This is a genomic window from Marinobacter sp., from assembly GCF_048266785.1.
Classification (GTDB): domain Bacteria; phylum Pseudomonadota; class Gammaproteobacteria; order Pseudomonadales; family Oleiphilaceae; genus Marinobacter.
Genome location: NZ_JBLWYX010000004.1, coordinates 105,135 through 123,348, shown reverse-complemented (window position 1 = coordinate 123,348; position 18,214 = coordinate 105,135). Strand labels below are relative to the sequence as shown.

Annotated in this window: 17 protein-coding genes and 1 tRNA gene; 17 read left to right on the top strand and 1 reads right to left on the bottom strand. The window is 54.3% G+C overall.

Going from position 1 to position 18,214, the window contains the following annotated elements:
* Positions 1-5: 5 nt before the first annotated feature.
* From flgK to secF, 8 genes are all read left to right on the top strand, one after another.
* The gene (gene flgK, locus ACN0V1_RS08065; RefSeq protein ID WP_417544501.1) at positions 6-2,045 is read left to right on the top strand and encodes a flagellar hook-associated protein FlgK; all 2,040 of its coding nucleotides are present in this window, start codon (positions 6-8) and stop codon (positions 2,043-2,045) included.
* Between the two features lie 18 nt (positions 2,046-2,063).
* Complete coding sequence (flgL, locus tag ACN0V1_RS08060) at positions 2,064-3,284, top strand: flagellar hook-associated protein FlgL (RefSeq protein ID WP_417544500.1); 1,221 nt, start codon at positions 2,064-2,066, stop codon at positions 3,282-3,284.
* 81 nt (positions 3,285-3,365) lie between these two features.
* Positions 3,366-3,452 (top strand) — tRNA-Leu (locus tag ACN0V1_RS08055).
* A 41-nt stretch (positions 3,453-3,493) separates the two neighbouring features.
* The gene (gene queA / locus ACN0V1_RS08050; protein ID WP_417544499.1) at positions 3,494-4,606 is read left to right on the top strand and encodes a tRNA preQ1(34) S-adenosylmethionine ribosyltransferase-isomerase QueA; all 1,113 of its coding nucleotides are present in this window, start codon (positions 3,494-3,496) and stop codon (positions 4,604-4,606) included.
* 14 nt (positions 4,607-4,620) lie between these two features.
* Positions 4,621-5,742: a tRNA guanosine(34) transglycosylase Tgt gene (tgt, locus tag ACN0V1_RS08045; protein WP_417544681.1), complete on the top strand. Its 1,122-nt coding sequence runs from the start codon at positions 4,621-4,623 to the stop codon at positions 5,740-5,742.
* Between the two features lie 30 nt (positions 5,743-5,772).
* Positions 5,773-6,138 (top strand): preprotein translocase subunit YajC, encoded by a 366-nt coding sequence (gene yajC / locus ACN0V1_RS08040; RefSeq protein ID WP_417544498.1) that lies wholly within the window; start codon positions 5,773-5,775, stop codon positions 6,136-6,138.
* 94 nt (positions 6,139-6,232) lie between these two features.
* Entirely contained in the window at positions 6,233-8,107 is a 1,875-nt protein-coding gene (gene secD / locus ACN0V1_RS08035; protein WP_417544497.1) for a protein translocase subunit SecD, read from the top strand.
* Entirely contained in the window at positions 8,100-9,053 is a 954-nt protein-coding gene (secF, locus tag ACN0V1_RS08030) for a protein translocase subunit SecF (protein ID WP_144777124.1), read from the top strand. Before secD ends, secF begins: the two co-directional genes overlap by 8 nt.
* 104 nt (positions 9,054-9,157) lie before the next feature.
* Here the strand turns inward: secF and ACN0V1_RS08025 are convergent, their stop codons facing one another.
* Positions 9,158-9,958 (bottom strand): inositol monophosphatase family protein, encoded by an 801-nt coding sequence (locus ACN0V1_RS08025; RefSeq protein WP_291948067.1) that lies wholly within the window; start codon positions 9,956-9,958, stop codon positions 9,158-9,160.
* A 184-nt stretch (positions 9,959-10,142) separates the two neighbouring features.
* Between ACN0V1_RS08025 and trmJ the strand changes: the two genes are divergently transcribed.
* From trmJ to ispG, 9 genes are all read left to right on the top strand, one after another.
* Positions 10,143-11,006 (top strand): tRNA (cytosine(32)/uridine(32)-2'-O)-methyltransferase TrmJ, encoded by an 864-nt coding sequence (gene trmJ / locus ACN0V1_RS08020; protein ID WP_417544496.1) that lies wholly within the window; start codon positions 10,143-10,145, stop codon positions 11,004-11,006.
* Positions 10,999-11,772, top strand: coding sequence for a serine O-acetyltransferase (gene cysE, locus ACN0V1_RS08015; RefSeq protein ID WP_417544495.1), 774 nt, complete (start codon positions 10,999-11,001; stop codon positions 11,770-11,772). The genes trmJ and cysE overlap by 8 nt, the downstream gene beginning before the upstream one ends.
* Positions 11,773-11,849: 77 nt before the next feature.
* Complete coding sequence (gene iscR, locus ACN0V1_RS08010; RefSeq protein WP_291948073.1) at positions 11,850-12,347, top strand: Fe-S cluster assembly transcriptional regulator IscR; 498 nt, start codon at positions 11,850-11,852, stop codon at positions 12,345-12,347.
* An 18-nt stretch (positions 12,348-12,365) separates the two neighbouring features.
* Positions 12,366-13,514: an IscS subfamily cysteine desulfurase gene (locus tag ACN0V1_RS08005; RefSeq protein WP_417544494.1), complete on the top strand. Its 1,149-nt coding sequence runs from the start codon at positions 12,366-12,368 to the stop codon at positions 13,512-13,514.
* A gap of 82 nt (positions 13,515-13,596) precedes the next feature.
* Positions 13,597-14,025: a nucleoside-diphosphate kinase gene (gene ndk / locus ACN0V1_RS08000; protein WP_417544493.1), complete on the top strand. Its 429-nt coding sequence runs from the start codon at positions 13,597-13,599 to the stop codon at positions 14,023-14,025.
* Between the two features lie 62 nt (positions 14,026-14,087).
* Positions 14,088-15,200, top strand: coding sequence for a 23S rRNA (adenine(2503)-C(2))-methyltransferase RlmN (rlmN, locus tag ACN0V1_RS07995; protein WP_291948078.1), 1,113 nt, complete (start codon positions 14,088-14,090; stop codon positions 15,198-15,200).
* Between the two features lie 40 nt (positions 15,201-15,240).
* Positions 15,241-16,050: a type IV pilus biogenesis/stability protein PilW gene (gene pilW, locus ACN0V1_RS07990; protein WP_417544492.1), complete on the top strand. Its 810-nt coding sequence runs from the start codon at positions 15,241-15,243 to the stop codon at positions 16,048-16,050.
* On the top strand, positions 16,037-17,038 hold the full coding sequence (locus tag ACN0V1_RS07985) for a RodZ domain-containing protein (RefSeq protein WP_417544491.1): 1,002 nt from the start codon (positions 16,037-16,039) through the stop codon (positions 17,036-17,038). The genes pilW and ACN0V1_RS07985 overlap by 14 nt, the downstream gene beginning before the upstream one ends.
* A 35-nt stretch (positions 17,039-17,073) precedes the next feature.
* Positions 17,074-18,192 carry a flavodoxin-dependent (E)-4-hydroxy-3-methylbut-2-enyl-diphosphate synthase gene (gene ispG, locus ACN0V1_RS07980; RefSeq protein WP_417544490.1) on the top strand — a complete coding sequence of 373 codons (1,119 nt, stop codon included), beginning with the start codon at positions 17,074-17,076 and terminating at the stop codon, positions 18,190-18,192.
* The last annotated feature ends 22 nt before the right edge of the window (positions 18,193-18,214 follow it).

Genomic DNA, 18,214 nt, shown 5'->3' with positions numbered 1-18,214 from the left:
ACATTATGGCGGGACTGATAGGAATTGGCCTGACCGGTATCCTTGGCCACCAGAGTGCTCTGAATACTACCGGTAATAACATTACCAACGCGAATACGCGTGGTTACAGCCGGCAGGAAGTGCTTTTCGAAACTCAGGAAGGCCAGCGCACAGGTGCCGGAACGATCGGCAAAGGCGTCAGTGTGGTGGACATCCGCAGGCTGGCGAACGAGTACCTTGTGCAGCAGGTGCGCGAAGACAGCACCCTGACTGGCGAGCAGCAGACCCTGAATTCCGAACTGAACCGGTTGGATAACCTGCTGGGTGGCGAATCCACGGGTTTGAACAATGCGTTAAACGATTTTTTTGCGAGCCTGCAAAATGCCGCAGAGGATCCGGCCTCTTTGCCGCAGCGCCAGTTGGTGCTGAGCGAAGCACAACAGGTGGTCAACCGGTTCCAGGCGCTGAGCCAGGAGTTTGTTCAGCAGCGTGAATCGGTAAAGACGCAAATGCAGCAGGGTGTTAAAGACGCCAACACGCTGTTGAAAAGCATCGCGGATCTGAACCTGGCTATCTCAGAATCCCCGGGTCTGGCTCAGGGCAGAATGCCGAACGAACTGCTGGACCAGCGGGATGAAAAACTGCGCCAGCTCTCTGAACTGGTCAACATACGGGTAACGGAAACCGAGGGCAGCCAGGTAAACGTTTCGCTTTCTAACGGCCTGTCTCTGGTTGTGGGAAATAATGCTGCGCAGCTCGGCACCCGGGGCAACGCGGAAGACCCCACCCGGCTGGAATTTACGCTCACAAATGGTGGGCGCACGCTCAATATTGACGAGCAGGTCAGCGGTGGACAGCTGGGCGGGCTCAGGCGCTTTGACAATGAGGCGCTGAAGCCGGCGTTTGATGAGTTGGGGCGGATCGCCATAGGCGTTGCGGCCAGCATGAACCAGCAGCACGAAATCGGTATGGACCTTGAAGGCGATCTGGGTGGGCTGTTTTTTAACGATGTTAACGACTTGGCGGTTCAGAGAAGCCGTGTTGTGGCGAATGCCAACAATCAGTTACCACGAGACGGCCAGTTGGCGGTCGAAATTACCGACAGCACCAAATTACCGGCCGGAAGCTGGACGCTGCAGTTCAGCGGAGATGGGCGCAATTTTGAGCTTATCGACAAGGCCTCCGGAAAGATTGTAAATCAGGGCCGCTTGCCGGACCCGGTTCAGTCTGAAATCACCATGCCCGGGTTCAATATCCGGGTAGAAGGTGGAACCTTCAATGCTGGTGACAAGTACCTGATTCAGCCCAGCCGTAATGCTGCAGAATCAATTGGCTTGCAAGTCAATCGTGAAGAAGACCTGGCGTTTGCCAGCCCGATTCGGGCCACCACCGGTGATCAGAATGTGGGCACTGGCAAAATCGATCAGGGCACCATGCTGAACGTGCGCAGCCCGTTTACCGGTTCTTTGTTGCCGGGCTTTCAAACGGCTGGTGAACTGGCTAACGGGCCTTTGACAATCTCTTTTGCGGCGGGCGGCCCAACGGGCATGACCTTTACCGTGACCGGGCCACCGCCGGCGAGTGCGACGGTGGGCACGGCTAACCAACCCTACGAAGCCGGCAAGATCAATACGGTGTTCAGCGACGACCCCGCTGCGGGCGGTGATTATCAGGGCTTTCAGTTCAAGCTGACGGGTCAGCCGGCAACCGGCGATACCTTTGAGATTGCCTACAACAGCAACGGTGTTTCAGATAACCGCAACGCCGAACTGCTGGCCGCATTGGGTACCGCCAATACGCTGAATGGCAAAAGCCAGAACTTCACCGAAGGCTATGCCGGGCTGGTGGAAGACATCGGCGTAAAAACCCGTCAAAGCCAGTTCGACCTGGAGGCTGGTAAAACTCTGCTGGAGCAATCTACTGGCCAGCGGGAATCGGTTTCCGGTGTAAACCTTGATGAGGAAGCCGGCAGGCTGATTCAGTACCAGGCTGCCTATAACGCCTCGGCACAAGTCATTTCGGTGGCCCAGGATTTGTTTAATACGCTGTTGCAGACTTTCCGGTAACAGACGAGGTGATGTGACATGATCAGAATTTCATCACAGCAGGTATTCTCGAGTGGTATTAACCGTTTGCAGGAGCTGAACAGTAATCTGAACAGCACCCAGCAACAGATATCAACGGGTAAGCGAGTGAACAAGCCTTCCGATGATCCGGTGGCTGCGGCCCGTATTCTGAAGCTTGATCAGGAACTGTCGCGGGTTAAAACCTATGAGCGCAACGTCAACCTTGCCGACAGCCGGCTCAAACAAGAGGAGAGCGCTCTGGCAAGCTCGATTGACGTGATTCAGCGGATCCGTGAACTGACTGTTCAGGCAGGTAATGGGTCTTTATCGCCCAATGATCGGCGTTCGATTTCTTCAGAAATGAAAGAGAGGCTGGGGCAGCTCGCCAATATCGCAAACACCCGGGATGCTTCCGGTGAGTATATTTTCAGTGGTTTTCAGGGCTCGATTCAGGCTTTCCAGCAGAACGATGAAGGAAAGTACGTCTACCAGGGCGACGAGGGCCAGCGGGTTCTGGAAATTGACGATGGTGTTACCGTACCCATCAGCGATAACGGCAAAGGGATTTTTGTTAATGTGCCCGCGGCTGCGACCGGTGAATATACCAACGACGTTTCAGGTGGTTTTATCTCGGGCGTTTCAGTTGTTAATGAAGCCCATCTCAACGCAGCCTACAGCGGCAGCTTTCCGGATGATATTACGGTCACGGTAGACGGTGCTGGCTACATTCAGGCGCAGGACAGCCAAGGCAACGCGCTTACGGTTAGCCCAGCTATTTATGAAAGCGGCGCATCTTTTGTGGTTGCCGGGGTGGAAGCAACCATCGCAGATATAACGCCGGGAGCAGGGGATACGTTCACACTGAAAATCAACGAACGGCAATCCGTTTTCGGCACCATCGAAAACCTGATTGCCGGGCTTGAATCTCTCGATAAGAGCTCGCCCGAAGGCAATGCCGGTTACGATGATTTGATCGCGCAGTCGTTGGCTAATCTCGACAACGCCCAGGAGAGCGTTGTTCTCAAACAGACCGCGCTTGGCGGGCGTATGAATGCGGTGGAATCCACCAAGAGCTTTCTTGCAGATTCTTCCGTTTATACCAACGAAATCCGCTCTCAGTTACAGGATGTAGACTACGCGGAAGCGATCAGCAATCTCAGCTTCCAGAGCTTTGTGCTGCAGGCTGCACAGCAATCGTTTGCCCAGGTTTCCCAGTTGTCGCTCTTCGACAGGTTATAAATTCCAGGGCTTGCGTGAAAACTCGCGGGTCCTGTGTATTGCTTTCACGATCAGGCTAAGTATAATTCCCCTCTCTTCGTTGGCGGCGTGGTGGAATTGGTAGACACGACGGATTCAAAATCCGTTGCTAGAAATAGTGTGGCGGTTCGAGTCCGCCCGCCGCTACCACATAAAAGTCGCATAGTGCGGCGTCTTGAACAGCCCGGTCCATGAACGTCTCCGATTTTCACTTTGATCTCCCGGACGAACTCATCGCCCGGTACCCTCTCAGGGAGCGCAGCGCTTCCCGTCTGCTATGCCTTGAAGGCACTACCGGTGATACCGCACATCGTCTTTTCACCGACCTTCCCGATTTGCTACAGCCTGGCGACCTGCTCGTGTTCAATAACACCCGTGTTATTCCTGCGCGCCTGTTCGGGAAAAAAGAAACCGGTGGTCAGGTTGAGGTGTTGGTAGAGCGGGTAACCGGTGACCATGATCTTGTTGCCCACGTTCGTGCGTCCAAAGCGCTGAAAGTAGGCCAGAAGGTTATTCTTGAAGACGGTACTGCGCTGCGCATGACTGGCCGGAATGATGCGCTGTTTCATCTGGAGAGCGAGGCCGATGAGCCGGTACTCGATACGCTTGAGCGCATTGGCCACATGCCTTTGCCGCCCTATGTTGATCGGCCTGACGAATCAACAGATCGTGAGCGCTACCAAACCGTCTATGCGAGGGAGGCGGGCGCCGTTGCCGCACCAACAGCCGGCCTGCATTTTGATGAAAGGGTATTGGAAGCTCTCAAAAAGCGGGGAGTGGAGAGTACGTTCGTGACCTTACACGTAGGTGCCGGCACGTTTCAGCCTGTGCGCGTAGACCGCATAGATGACCATGTTATGCACAGTGAAATAGCGCATGTGCCCGAGGAGGCAGTAGAAGCGGTTAACCTTGCCCGAGCACGGGGTGGTCGAGTAGTTGCCGTTGGCACTACCTCGGTACGATCCCTTGAATCTGCAAGTCGGGGCGGCTACCTGAAACCTTTTCGGGGCGAAACGGATATCTTTATCTATCCGGGTTACAGATTTCAGACCGTCGATGCGCTAGTCACCAATTTTCATTTGCCGGAATCCACACTCATCATGCTGGTCAGCGCGTTCGCGGGCTTTGAGCATGTGAAACATGCCTACCGTGATGCGATTGCCGAACAGTACCGGTTTTTCAGTTATGGCGATGCCATGTTCATAACCGGACAGGAGCCTAGCCGGGGTATGCTGCTTGGTGCACCCGATGAGACTGTTCCGGAAGCCAGCCCATCATCACTCAATACCGGAGACACACCGTGAGCCAGTCCTGTTTCATGTCCTTTGAAAAACTGGGGGAAGACGGCCTTGCCCGGCGCGGCAGACTGACCTTTCCGCGCGGTACGGTTGAAACCCCGGCGTTTATGCCCGTTGGCACCTATGGGACGGTAAAGGGGATGTTGCCACGCGATATCCATGAAATCGGCGCTGAGATCATTCTCGGCAATACGTTCCACCTGATGCTGCGCCCCGGAACCGAAGTGGTTAAAGCCCACGGAGATCTTCACGACTTTACTCAGTGGAAGGGGCCGATTCTGACGGATTCGGGCGGTTTTCAGGTATTCAGTCTGGGCGAAATGCGCAAGATTACCGAAGAAAAGGTGACGTTTCGTTCCCCGGTAGACGGTTCGCCGGTCGAATTGTCGCCCGAAATTGCGATTCGGGTTCAGCGCGAACTGGGCTCTGATATCGTTATGATTTTTGATGAGTGCACGCCGTACCCTGCAACCGAGAAACAGGCGAAGGAATCCATGGAGCTCTCCTTGCGCTGGGCGAAGCGCAGCAAGGATGCTCACGAAGGCAATCCGGCAGCGCTGTTTGGTATTGTTCAGGGCGGAATGTACGAATCCCTGAGAGACCGTTCTCTGGAGGGGCTGACAGATATCGGGTTCGACGGTTACGCCATTGGAGGCCTGTCGGTTGGTGAACCGAAAGAGGATATGATTCGCATACTCGACCACTTACCGTCGAAGATGCCCAGCGATAAACCGCGCTATCTGATGGGCGTAGGGCGGCCCGAAGACCTTGTTGAAGCCGTGCGTCGGGGCGTTGATATGTTCGACTGCGTCATGCCCACGAGAAACGCCCGCAATGGTTACCTGTTCACATCGACCGGTATCGTGAAGATCCGCAATGCCAGGCATCGCCATGACACCGCGCCGCTGGATGACCGTTGCGATTGTTATACTTGTAAGAATTTTTCGAGAAGTTATCTGCATCATCTGGATAAATGTGGAGAAATGCTCGGCTCCCAGCTGAATACGATCCATAACCTGCGCTACTACCAGAACCTTATGGCTGGATTGCGCGGGGCCATTGAAGCAGGTACATTGTCGGACTTTATAAACCACTTCTATGCTCTGCGCGGCGAAACAGTGCCAGCCATGGGTAATGGGTAACCAATTTTATTTAATCAACGGAGAGTTTTGATGAAATCAGTCAAGTTGTTTCTCGTCGGCCTTATGGCAATGATGCCCACACTGGCAATGGCCCAGGCAGCTCCTGCTGGAGGTGGCATGGGCGTTATGGGCCAGGTTATCTTCTTTGCCGGCTTTATTCTGATTTTCTACTTCCTGATCTGGCGTCCGCAATCCAAGCGTGCCAAAGAGCACAAATCACTGATGTCTGGCCTGAATAAAGGTGATGAAGTGGTAACGTCCGGTGGCATCGCCGGAAAAATCACCAAGGTCACTGATGATTTCATCGTTGTTGAAATTGCTGACAACGTTGAAGTGAAAGTACAGAAAGTAGCTGTTGCTGCCGCACTGCCTAAAGGTACGCTCAAAGATATCTGAGCAAGGACTCTCCGGCCGGCCCTGATACCCGCTGACCTGAACCTTCCTGGCTGAAACACCAAGGCCGGCCTCCGAGCCGGCTACAAGGGATCCCATGCTGAACAAGTATCCGCTTTGGAAAAACCTGGTTATCCTGGTCGCGATCGCGATCGGGTTTATCTACGCTTTACCCAATCTGTTCCCCGATGATTACGCCGTGCAAATCACCGGTGCCCGTAGCAGCACCGAGGTCGATTCTGCGGTGCTCGAGAGAGCCGTTAAAGCGCTGGAATCGGATGGTATCGAGGTTAAAAGCAGTACGCTTGAGGATCGGGATGCCCTTATACGGTTAACCAGTTCCGATGATCAGCTGCGCGCCCGCCCTGCGGTTCAGGCTGCTCTTGGTAAAGACTACCTTGTTGCGCTTAATATGGCAGCGTCGACGCCGTCCTGGTTGAAGAGTCTGGGTGCCGGGCCAATGAAGCTCGGCCTGGACTTGCGTGGTGGTGTTCACTTTCTGCTGGAAGTGGATATGGATACTGCCGTTGGCCAAAGACTGGAAGCGGTCTCGGGCCAGATCAAGCAGGAACTCCGTGACGAACGTATTCGCTATCGCGGCGGTGATGTAGAGGGAACGCGGGACATTGTCCTGAGTTTCCGCGATGAAGCATCGCGTGCCGAAGCATTTTCTCTGATCAAGCGTCAGTACAACGAGTTTTTGCTGGACGAGAGAACCACTGCAGGTGAGTTTCAGATCGTTCTTACCTTATCTGAAGGTGAGGTAAGTGCCATTCGGAAGTATGCCCTTGAGCAGAACCTTACGACCATCCGTAATCGTGTAAATGAGCTTGGTGTTGCTGAGCCGTTGGTTCAGCAGCAGGGTTCTGATCGGATTATTGTTGAGCTTCCGGGTGTTCAGGATACCGCCCAGGCCAAACGGGTTCTTGGCGCCACGGCGAACCTGGAATTCCGTATGGAAGCGCGTCAGGATGCGGCTGCAAGTGAAACCGAACAGTTCAGCTTCCGCGATGAGCGCCAGCGCACTGCCCGCCTGGAGCGTGAGCTTATTGCCACCGGTAATAATGTTGCCAATGCACAACAGGCGTTTGACGAGAATGGCCAGCCACAGGTCAGCATTACCATGGACTCTGTGGGCGGCGACCTGATGAATCGTGCCACGCGCAACGCCATCGGCCGCCGTATGGCAGTTCTGTTTATCGAATTCCGCACGGAAACCGAGACCAGAATGGTCAACGGCGAGCCGGTGGAAACAGAAAAACGGATTGTTGATAAGGGTATTATCAGCCTTGCGACGGTTCAGTCGGCGCTGGGAAGCAGCTTCCGTATAACCGGGCTCGACTCCATTCCGGAGGCATCAGAACTTGCGCTGCTTCTGCGGGCCGGTGCGCTGGCGGCGCCCATGTACTTTGTACAGGAACGCACCATCGGGCCGAGCCTGGGACAGAAAAACATCGACGCCGGCATGATGTCAGTGGCGCTCGGTTTTATTCTTGTTCTTTTGTACATGCTGGTTTACTACCGAGGGTTCGGGGTTGTAGCGAATATCGCTCTGACCATCAACCTGATGCTTCTTATAGCCTGTATGTCCATTCTCTCAGCTACGCTGACGTTGCCGGGTATTGCCGGTATCGTGTTAACCGTCGGTATGGCAGTAGATGCCAACGTCTTGATATTTGAACGAATCAAAGAAGAGCTCAAATCGGGCGTGTCACCGCAGCTTGCCATCAATGCCGGTTATTCCCGTGCGTTTGTGTCCATCTTCGATGCCAATATAACCACATTGCTCGTGGCTATTATTCTCTTCGCAATGGGTACCGGCCCTGTAAAAGGTTTTGCTGTGACGCTGTGTATCGGGATTCTGACGTCGATGTTCTCCGGGCTGATGGTTAGCCGGAGCATCGTCAATATGGTTTATGGCGGCCGCAGGGTCGAGAAACTGTCGATCGGAGGAAAGCTCGCCAATGTCTGATGATCAAAAGAAAGCGTTTGATTTTATGGGTTTCCGGAAGATTGCTTCCGCAATCTCTATTTTTCTGGTGGTCGCATCTATCGCGCTCCTGGGAATCCGGGGCCTCAACTTTGGTATGGACTTTACCGGCGGCACGTCCGTTGAGCTGGAATATGCGCAGGCGCCGCAACTGGATCAGGTGCGCTCACTGTTGACGGAGGCGGGGTACGATCAGTTTGTGGTGCAGAACTTTGGCGCCGATACGATCGTTCTGGTGCGTTTGTCGGAAGCGGGCAATGATCAACTGGCCCAGGAGATCACCGGTGTTCTTGAGGCAAGTGGTGACGAGCTGAAGCTGATAAGTTCCGAGTTTGTGGGATCGCAGGTCGGGGACGAGCTTAAAGAGGAAAGTGGTCTTGGGCTGCTACTCGCGCTTGTGGTTGTGCTTATCTATGTAGGTATGCGCTTCCAGTTCAAGTTTGGTATTGCGTCCGTGGTGCCTTTGGCTCACGACGTGATTATCGTTCTCGGGCTTTTTGCCTTGTTCCAGTGGACATTCGATCTGACGGTTCTGGCTGCCTTGTTGGCCGTTATCGGCTACTCGCTGAACGACACCATCGTTGTGGCTGACCGTATCCGTGAGAATTTCCGTAAAATGCGGGTGGGCGAGTCCTGGGATATTATCAATGAGTCTATCCATCAGACCATTGCACGGACCATAAATACCTCGGGTACGACACTGGTGGTTTTGCTGGCTCTGTACTTTTTGGGTGGTGAGGCGATCAACAACTTTGCTCTCGCATTGATTATCGGCGTTGTGGTGGGTACCTACTCGTCCATCTATGTATCCGCCAATCTGTTGATGGTGATGGGTGTTTCCCGTGAGGATCTGATGGTTCCCGCGAAAGAAGGTGCAGCAGACGCCGAAGAGGATGAGCAGCCACCGGAATGGCTTAACCGTATGTGATGCTGCACCGGGGTTTAATCTCCGGGCACAAAAAAACCGCCACTTTTCAGTTGGCGGTTTTTTTGTGCCCGGAATCAAACTTCGGCTAGAACCGGGTGCTCCAATTAGCCGGGTAGTCGGCCACGGAACGGATGCAGTACTTTAAGAACTTCCCGGAACAGCTTCGGGTTGGCAACGACCAGTTGACGGGCTTTGCCTGTCGACGGATTGCCAGAGAAGTCGCCGGTAAGTGCGCCCGACTCCATGGCCAGGGTTACGCCAAGATCCAGGTCTGCTGTTTCAGGGCGGAAGATAACGGCGGCATCCAGAAGGCCCGCAGAAACACGGGCAATGTCGAGAACCACGCAGCCCGAGGTGCGGAACATTGAGGAGTTCTGCGCCAATACCGCAGCCATCTCGCCCCAGAGCAATGGGTTATCGCTCTTGCGCGCCTGGTCCAGAAGGTTGGTTGAAAAGGCCGCCTTTTCTGTGTGCTTGACTTCTGATGCGCGCACTCTGCGGCTGTTCAGCGCGGCTCCGCGCCCACGGCTGGCAGAATATTCTTCGCCTGTAACCGGGTTCACCAAAAGCAGGTTTTCGATGCGGTTATTTTTCTTTTGCGCCAGGGCCAAAGCAAACTCGGGGATGCCCCTGAGAAAGTTTTCACGACCCATCACCGGGAAAATGTGCCAGCTTCTTTCGCTGGTTCCGGCGTCTGCTTCATTCAGCGGCGCAATTGTGTGATCTTTGTAGGCTTTTTCAAGCTGCTCGGCAAAATTGTCATAAATAGACTGCTCTACCCGGTCCAACTGGTGGCGACGTTCGTTGTCGTCCTTTCCGGTAGGCTCCTGGCGCTCGAAGTGGGCTTTCAGGTAATCCGACCCTTGACGCGCGACGCGCAGGGCCATTTTAATAGCTGGTTGCATCTGAGTGTTCATTATCCGGGTGTGTGAAGGCCGGGTATGATAGCAAAAGATCATCCCCCTTGTATGTTTTTTGACTCAGGAATAGCACGGATAACGCGATATCAGTGGTTTTCCGGGGGCGCGGGAAGTACGTGCTTTCTGCTATCATTACAGCCCTTAAATTTTAACTTTGGGCCTGCAGCCAATGCACAAACCATCTCCGCCACTGGAAGGGCCGGACGCGTTTCAGGATCAGATCCGGATAGTTCTCGTTGAGACCTCTCATTCCGGCAATATTGGTGCGGTTGCCCGGGCCATGAAGAACATGGGGCTGGCCAATTTATGGCTGGTCAACCCGAACTCGTTCCCGGATGAAGCCTCATACGCACGCGCTGCCGGTGCCTCCGACATACTCGATCGTGCGCACGTAGTCCCCACCCTGGATAAAGCGTTGGAAGACTGTGTGATGGTAATGGGTACCAGCGCCCGGGGGCGCAAGCTGCCTTGGCCAGTCGTGCCGCCACCGCAAGCAGCGGCGATTGCGGCAGAACAAAGCCATGCCGGGCCGGTAGCACTGGTTTTTGGCCGGGAGAATCACGGGCTGAGCAATGATGAGCTCCACCGTTGCCACTACCATATTCATATTCCGTCAAATCCGGATTACAGCTCCCTGAATCTGGCGATGGCGGTCCAGATCATGTGCTATGAATTGCGCATGCTTTTTCTTCGCAGTCTTGAAGGTGGCGAGGGTAGCCCCTATCTAAGACCGATGCTGGCGCCTGGTGATGCGGGTTGGGATGTGCCGCCGGCCAAGGTTGGGGATGTCGAGGGCTTTTTCGGCCATCTTGAGCAAACATTGCATGACGTGGATTTTCATCGTCGAGATAATCCAAGGCAGTTGATGTCCCGTTTGCGTCGGCTTTTTCAGCGGGCAAAGCTTGATCAGATGGAAATCAATATTCTTCGGGGAGTTCTCAGTGCGGTGCAGAAGGCCGCCGGAGCCCAAGGCAATACAAAACTAACTCAGGGCGGTAGCGAGCCGACCGGACAGGAAGATGGCCATGTTTAGGCATTTGCGTGAAGATATAAAAAGCGTTTTTCACCGGGATCCTGCTGCCAGGAATACCTTTGAGGTGCTGACAAACTACCCAGGGCTCCATGCTCTGATTATCCACCGGTTTTCGCACTGGCTCTGGAATGCCGGGCTCAAATGGCTTGCGCGCACGATTTCGACGCTGGCGCGGTGGTTTACCGGTATCGAGATACATCCGGGAGCCACGATTGGCCGGCGCTTTTTCATTGACCACGGTATGGGTGTGGTTATTGGTGAGACAACGGTTATTGGTGACGACGTTACGCTGTATCAAGGTGTGACCCTCGGTGGAACGAGCTGGAGCAAGGGTAAGCGCCACCCCACGATCGGCGACGGCGTCGTGGTAGGTGCAGGCGCAAAGATATTGGGTCCTTTCGAAGTAGGTGAAGGTGCCAAGATCGGTTCGAATTCCGTGGTAACCAAGACGGTCCCTGCCGGGGCAACAGTTGTCGGTATTCCGGGCCGCATTATCGTGAAGCAGCATTCTGAGGACGATGCCCGCCGCAAGATAATGGAAGAACGCATGGGTTTTGATGCGTATGGCGTGACCGAGGAAATGCCCGACCCTGTCGCCCGCTCTATGCGAGCGCTGCTGGACCACATGCATGCAGTGGATGATCGTATCGAGCTCATGTGCAAAGCGCTGCGCAAAGTGAACAGCGAATACCAGAACGGAGAATTGCCCGTTCTGGATGAAGACGATTTCGATTGCGTGCGTGACGACAACGAGGGTCGGGGCTGAATACTTGACTGGATTACTTGGTCAATTCATACTCGGTCTCCGATATCGAGATTCAATCCCATCACGGGGCTGATGCCATGAAGTTGACTACCAAAGGCCGCTACGCAGTTACGGCGATGCTGGATCTTGCTCTTCACGGAGGGCAGGGGCCGGTAACTCTAGCGGATATTTCAGCCCGTCAGGAAATTTCGCTTTCCTATCTGGAGCAGCTTTTCTCTCGCCTTCGCCGCAGGCAGCTGGTGGCCAGTATTCGGGGTCCCGGAGGGGGATATCGCCTGAGCCGGGGCGCTGCCGATATTTACATTGCGGATGTCGTCGATGCGGTGAGTGAATCCCTCGATACAACAAGGTGTGGTAATAAAGGTGATTGCCAAAACGGCGAAAAATGCCTTACCCACCATCTTTGGTCTGATCTGAGCGATCAGATTCATCAGTTTCTCAGTGGCATCAGCCTCGGTGACCTGATGCAAAGACACGAAATCCGCCAGGTTGCGGACAGACAGAACCGCCGTCAGGCTGATGGCGACTCTGACACGATTAATACCGAGCGTCTGATTGATCAGGCGCCCGCCTGAATCAAGTCTCTGTATTTTATGAAAAAGCCTGTGTACCTCGATTATGCGGCGACGACGCCCGTTGACCCCGCAGTTGCTGAAGAAATGATCAAATGCCTGACGCAGGATGGCCTTTTTGGCAATCCTGCGTCTCGTTCTCATGGCTTTGGCTGGCAAGCGGAAGCGGCTGTGGAGTCGGCTCGTGGCCAGGTCGCGAGCCTGATTCACGCCGATCCCCGCGAAATTGTCTGGACCTCCGGTGCCACAGAATCGGATAACCTTGCCATTAAAGGGGCGGTTTCTGGCCGGCACAATGCGCACGTCATAACCTCAACCATTGAGCACAAAGCGGTTGTGGATACCTGCAAGTGGCTGGAGACGCGGGGCGTTGAGGTTACCTGGCTGAAACCCGAGAGTGACGGCAGAATACTGCCTGATCAGGTGCTTGCGGCACTCAAGCCGGAAACGGTGTTGGTGAGCTTGATGTTGGTGAACAATGAGTTGGGTTGCGTGACCGACATAACGGCCATTGGCGAGGCGCTCCGCAATCGCGGCGTGATGTTTCACGTAGATGCGGCTCAGGCTGCTGGCAAGCTGCCCATTGATGTCACGACCATGGCAGTGGATCTCATGTCGCTCTCTGGTCACAAGGTATACGGCCCCAAAGGCGTGGGCGCTCTGTATGTCAGGCGCTCCCCCAATGTACGCATAGAGGCGCAGATTCATGGTGGTGGCCATGAGCGCGGTATGCGTTCCGGCACTCTGCCAACGCATCAGATCGTCGGTATGGGTAAGGCATTTTCGATTGCTGAGGCCTGCCTGGAAGATGAGATGCGGCAGTTGGAGCGTTTGCGCTCATCTTTTATCGAAGGGCTGCATGAGTTGCCGGGTGTAACTCTGAACGGCTCGGATGCCAACCACGTACCGGGCATTATCAATTTGTCGTTTGAAGGTGTCGATGCGGAATCCTTGATGCTCGGACTGCGCGATCTCGCGCTTTCTTCCGGTTCCGCGTGCGCCTCCGCAACCGTAGAGCCTTCTTTCGTGCTCCGGGGTATTGGATTGAGTGATGACCTTGCTAATCGGGCACTCCGGTTTTCGATCGGGCGTTATACAACGGAGGAAGAAATTGCCTTTGCGAGTGCGCAAATTGTTGATGTTGTTACTCGCCTTCGCGCAGTGCGGTAGGCAGTGGGCCTTCGACTGCGTATAATCTCAGGCCTGAAATTTGCCCGTATCTTATAAACCTAAACCCTGCAGGAGAAATATCATGGCGAACGAGCGCACGCTTTCCATTATCAAGCCCGATGCCGTTGCAAAGAACGTAATTGGTGAAATTTACAGCCGTTTTGAGAAAGCCGGCCTGAGCATTGTTGCTTCACGCATGATGCACCTGACCCAGGAACAGGCTGAGGGCTTTTACGCTGAGCACAAAGAGCGCCCGTTCTTCAATGACCTGGTTGCTTTCATGACGTCCGGCCCTGTTGTTGTTCAGGCTCTTGAAGGCGAAGGCGCCATCCTGAAAAACCGTGACCTGATGGGCGCTACCAACCCGAAAGACGCGGAAGCTGGCACAATTCGTGCCGATTTTGCTTCATCCATTGATGCGAACGCGGTTCACGGCTCTGATTCTGCAGCTTCTGCAGAGCGTGAAATCGCCTATTTTTTCAATGACAACGAAATCTGCCCGCGCGGCTGATTCTGTTGATCGGGGGCTGCCGTTGGTAGCCCTCGCATTGGTTATCTGATCGAGGTTATAAAATGACAGCGGCCGCTGAAAAAACCAACCTGCTGGGAATGCCGAAGGCCAAGCTTGAGGCTTACTTTGACACCCTGGGGGAAAAACGTTTTCGCGCCACTCAGTTGCTGCAATGGATGCACCAGCGCGGCGTGGATGACTTCGATCAAATGACTAATGTGAGCAAATCCCTTAGGGACAAGCTCAAACAGGTGGCTGTGATTCGTGGCCCGGAAGTTGTTTATGACGAAACGTCGAAAGACGGCACCCGCAAGTGGGTCATGCGCATGGACAACGGCAACAGTGTAGAAACTGTGCTGATCCCGGACGGCGAGCGCGGTACCTTGTGCGTATCGTCACAAATCGGCTGCACCCTTGACTGCACCTTCTGTTCAACGGGCAAGCGCGGCTTCAACCGGAACCTGACTGCTGCTGAAATTATCGGCCAGGTGTGGGTTGCCCGGAAGGCATTCATGCCGTTCGAGCCGGGCCCCGACCGGCCAATTACCAACGTTGTCATGATGGGGATGGGCGAGCCTCTGATGAACTTCGACAATGTTGTGGATGCCATGAATCTGATGATGGAAGATCTCGCTTATGGCATCTCCAAACGCCGGGTTACGCTGAGCACTTCCGGCGTTGTGCCGGGTATTGACAAGCTTGCGGAAGTTACCGATGTTTCACTGGCCATTTCTCTGCATGCGCCCAATGATGAGTTGAGGAACAAGCTGGTTCCGCTCAACAAGAAGTACCCGATCGCGGAACTTCTTGCGGCTACGCGTCGCTATTTCAGTCGTTTGCCCGAAAAACGCAAGGCAACCATTGAATATACGGTCATTGAAGGCATGAATGACAAGCCAGAGCACGCCAGAGAACTTGCTGAATTGCTCCGCGATCTCCCATGCAAGATCAATCTTATTCCCTTCAATCCGTTTCCTGAAAGCGACTTCCGCCGGCCCAGCATGAACGCTACCCGGCGATTTCAGGCTATCTTGAACGAGGCCGGTTACATCGCAACCATCAGAACGACCCGGGGCGATGATATTGACGCCGCCTGCGGCCAGTTGGTTGGCCAGGTAGAAGATCGAACCCGAAGAAGCCAAAGATACATCAGTGTTCAGCAGGTGAATCCCTGAACGGACTCTTGCAACGCCCGAACCGCGAGGAATGCGCCCTGTGGCCATAAAATCAGTAGGTATACGTTTTTCTGCTGTAGCAACCTTGCTGGTCGCTCTTTTTGTTACGGGCTGTGTCACCACAACAGACAGCCGTTTCTCACGTGAAGCGGATCGCCAGAAAGCCGTTGAAAACTACGTTGAGCTGGCTACGGCCTATATCGGACAAGGTAACGTCGACCGGGCAAGGGTTCATCTGGATCGGGCGCTGGAACTTGAGCCAGAGAATGCTCCTGCTCTTGCCGCGTTAGGGTTGATCTACAACTCAGATGGCGAGCCCGAGCTCGCCGAAAGGACGTTCAAAAAGGCAATTTCGGAAAATCCTGACTATACCCGTGCCAGGGTGTATTACGGGGCATTTCTCTATTCCCAGGGCCGAATGGAGGAGTCTCGTAACCAGTTTCGTGCAGCTTCCCGGGATACGGATTACAACGGTCGTGGGTCGGTATTCTATAATATGGGTATGACTCAGGAACGACTCGGCGAACTGGACGAAGCGCTTGTTTCGTATCGTCGCGCCTCTGAGCTGACCCGCGGCGACGCTCGTTCGCTGCTCTCACTTGCCCGCGTGATGGTGGAAACCGGTGATGTTGCAGGCGCTGCGCGTTATTACGATCGCCTGCTGTTGATGATGCAAAGAAGCGATGGTGTGGTGCACTCCCCTGAGAGCCTGCTGACCGGCATCCGCATCGCGCGTTTTCTCGGTGATGGAAACCAGGAATCCAGCATGGTGTTGCAACTGAGGAACAAATACCCGGAGTCAGTCGAATATCAACAATACAAGGCGCTGATTTCTAATGACAAGAGATGAAACTCAACAGACCGTGTCGACTGAAACCGTTGGCCAACAGCTGAAGAAAGCCCGAGAAAAGAACGGATTGAGCGTTTCCCAGATCGCTGACGCCCAGCATTTGCGAACCGGCATAATCCAGGCCATCGAGAACGGTGACTACGGGCAGATCGACAGTGAACTATTTCTTAAAGGCTACGTTCGGGCCTATGCCAGGCAGGTCGGCCTCAGCGGTGACGCAATTATTGCAGATCTGAATCGCGAGCTTGAACCCGTACGACAGCAGAAAGCCGCAGAGCTGGAAGCCAACCCCTTGATTGATATTGAACGGCGGAGGCGCAGAAAACGCCGGATCGGCAGGCTGCTTTTACTGGTTGCGGCGAGCGTGCTCATTGGGGCGCTGGTTGTCATGTTCATTTTGCCGAAGTTCAGCTCCGGTGACGCCGGTGTCTCACTTACCACAATGTCTGCACCGGGCAGCCCGGCTCCTGAAGCAAATTCAGCAGCGGCTGAGGATGATTTGCCTGGCGTGAGCGGTGATGGACCTGAAACTGAAACGGTGGTTGACGGCTCTTCGGGAGATTTGTCCGACGACTATACCGACACAAGTACAGCGGACCAGGCGACAGAGGAAAAGTTGGTAGCCTCGGACCTGGAGCCTGCTTTGAGGGATGACATTGCAGAAGACCGGATACCGGTTGTTACCCAATCTACCGAGCCCGCGCTGGCTCAGCCATCGATTCGTGAAGATGCTGGTTCTGTTCCGGGCCGGCTGGAAATAGATTTCACCGGCGATTGCTGGGTACAGGTACGGGACGCAACGGGAAGTCAGCTGGCAAGCTCATTGAAAAGGGCGGGAGAGAGGCTCGAAGTATCCGGAGAGGCGCCTTTGAACGTTGTTATTGGTGCTGTAGACACCGTTGCAACGATTCTCTTTCAGGGTGAACCTGTAGATATGGGTGACTTTCCGGTTGTGAACAATCGCTCTGAGTTTACCCTGAAAATCTGAACAATTTTGTATTTCTCTATTTCGGTCACAAGCAAATGAAACACGAATCCCCGATCATCAGACGTAAATCCCGCCAGATTATGGTCGGGAATGTACCCGTTGGCGGTGATGCGCCAATCGCAGTGCAGAGCATGACCAACACCAACACCTGCGATGTTGATGCGACGGTAGGCCAGATTGAGGCGTTGCAGGACGCCGGTGCCGATATCGTCAGGGTATCTGTACCTTCCATGGACGCCGCCGACGCTTTCGGAAAGATTCGCGATCGGGTTTCCGTGCCTCTGGTTGCAGACATTCACTTTGACCATAAGATTGCGTTAAGGGTTGCCGAGCTGGGCGTAGACTGCCTGCGAATCAATCCGGGCAACATTGGTCGCGAAGACCGTGTAAGCGCGGTGATCAGCGCGGCGCGTGATCGCAACATACCGATACGTATTGGTGTAAACGCAGGCTCCTTGGAAAAGGAACTTCAGCGCAAGTATGGAGAGCCGACTCCCGATGCACTGGTTGAGTCGGCTATGCGTCATATCGACATTCTCGACCGTCATGATTTTCAGGACTTCAAAGTCAGTCTGAAAGCCTCGGAAGTTTTTATGACGGTAGCCGCGTATCGCAAAATTGCCTCCCAGATCGAGCAGCCGCTTCACCTTGGTATCACTGAAGCCGGTGGGCTCCGTTCAGGAACGGTCAAGTCCTCCATTGGCCTTGGTATGCTGTTGATGGACGGTATCGGCGATACCATCCGGGTTTCTCTGGCGGCGGATCCGGTTCAGGAAATCAAGGTTGGTTTCGATATCCTCAAAAGCCTGCGTTTGCGCAGCCGGGGTATCAACTTCATTGCCTGCCCAAGCTGCTCCCGTCAGAACTTCGATGTGATTCAGACCATGAACGATCTGGAAGTCCGGCTGGAAGATGTAAATGAAGCTCTCGACGTTGCCATTATTGGCTGCATCGTAAATGGCCCTGGTGAAGCCAAAGTGGCTGATATCGGCCTCACCGGTGGAAGCCCGAAAAACCTGTTCTACAGGGCAGGCAAGCCGAATCAGAAGCTCGATAATGCAAACCTTACTGATGACCTTGAGCGGTTGATTCGTGCAGAGATTGCTCATCGCAAAGAGCAGGAAGATGCCATCATTGCGCGTTCAGGCAAGTGATCGGTCAGGCACGATTTCCATA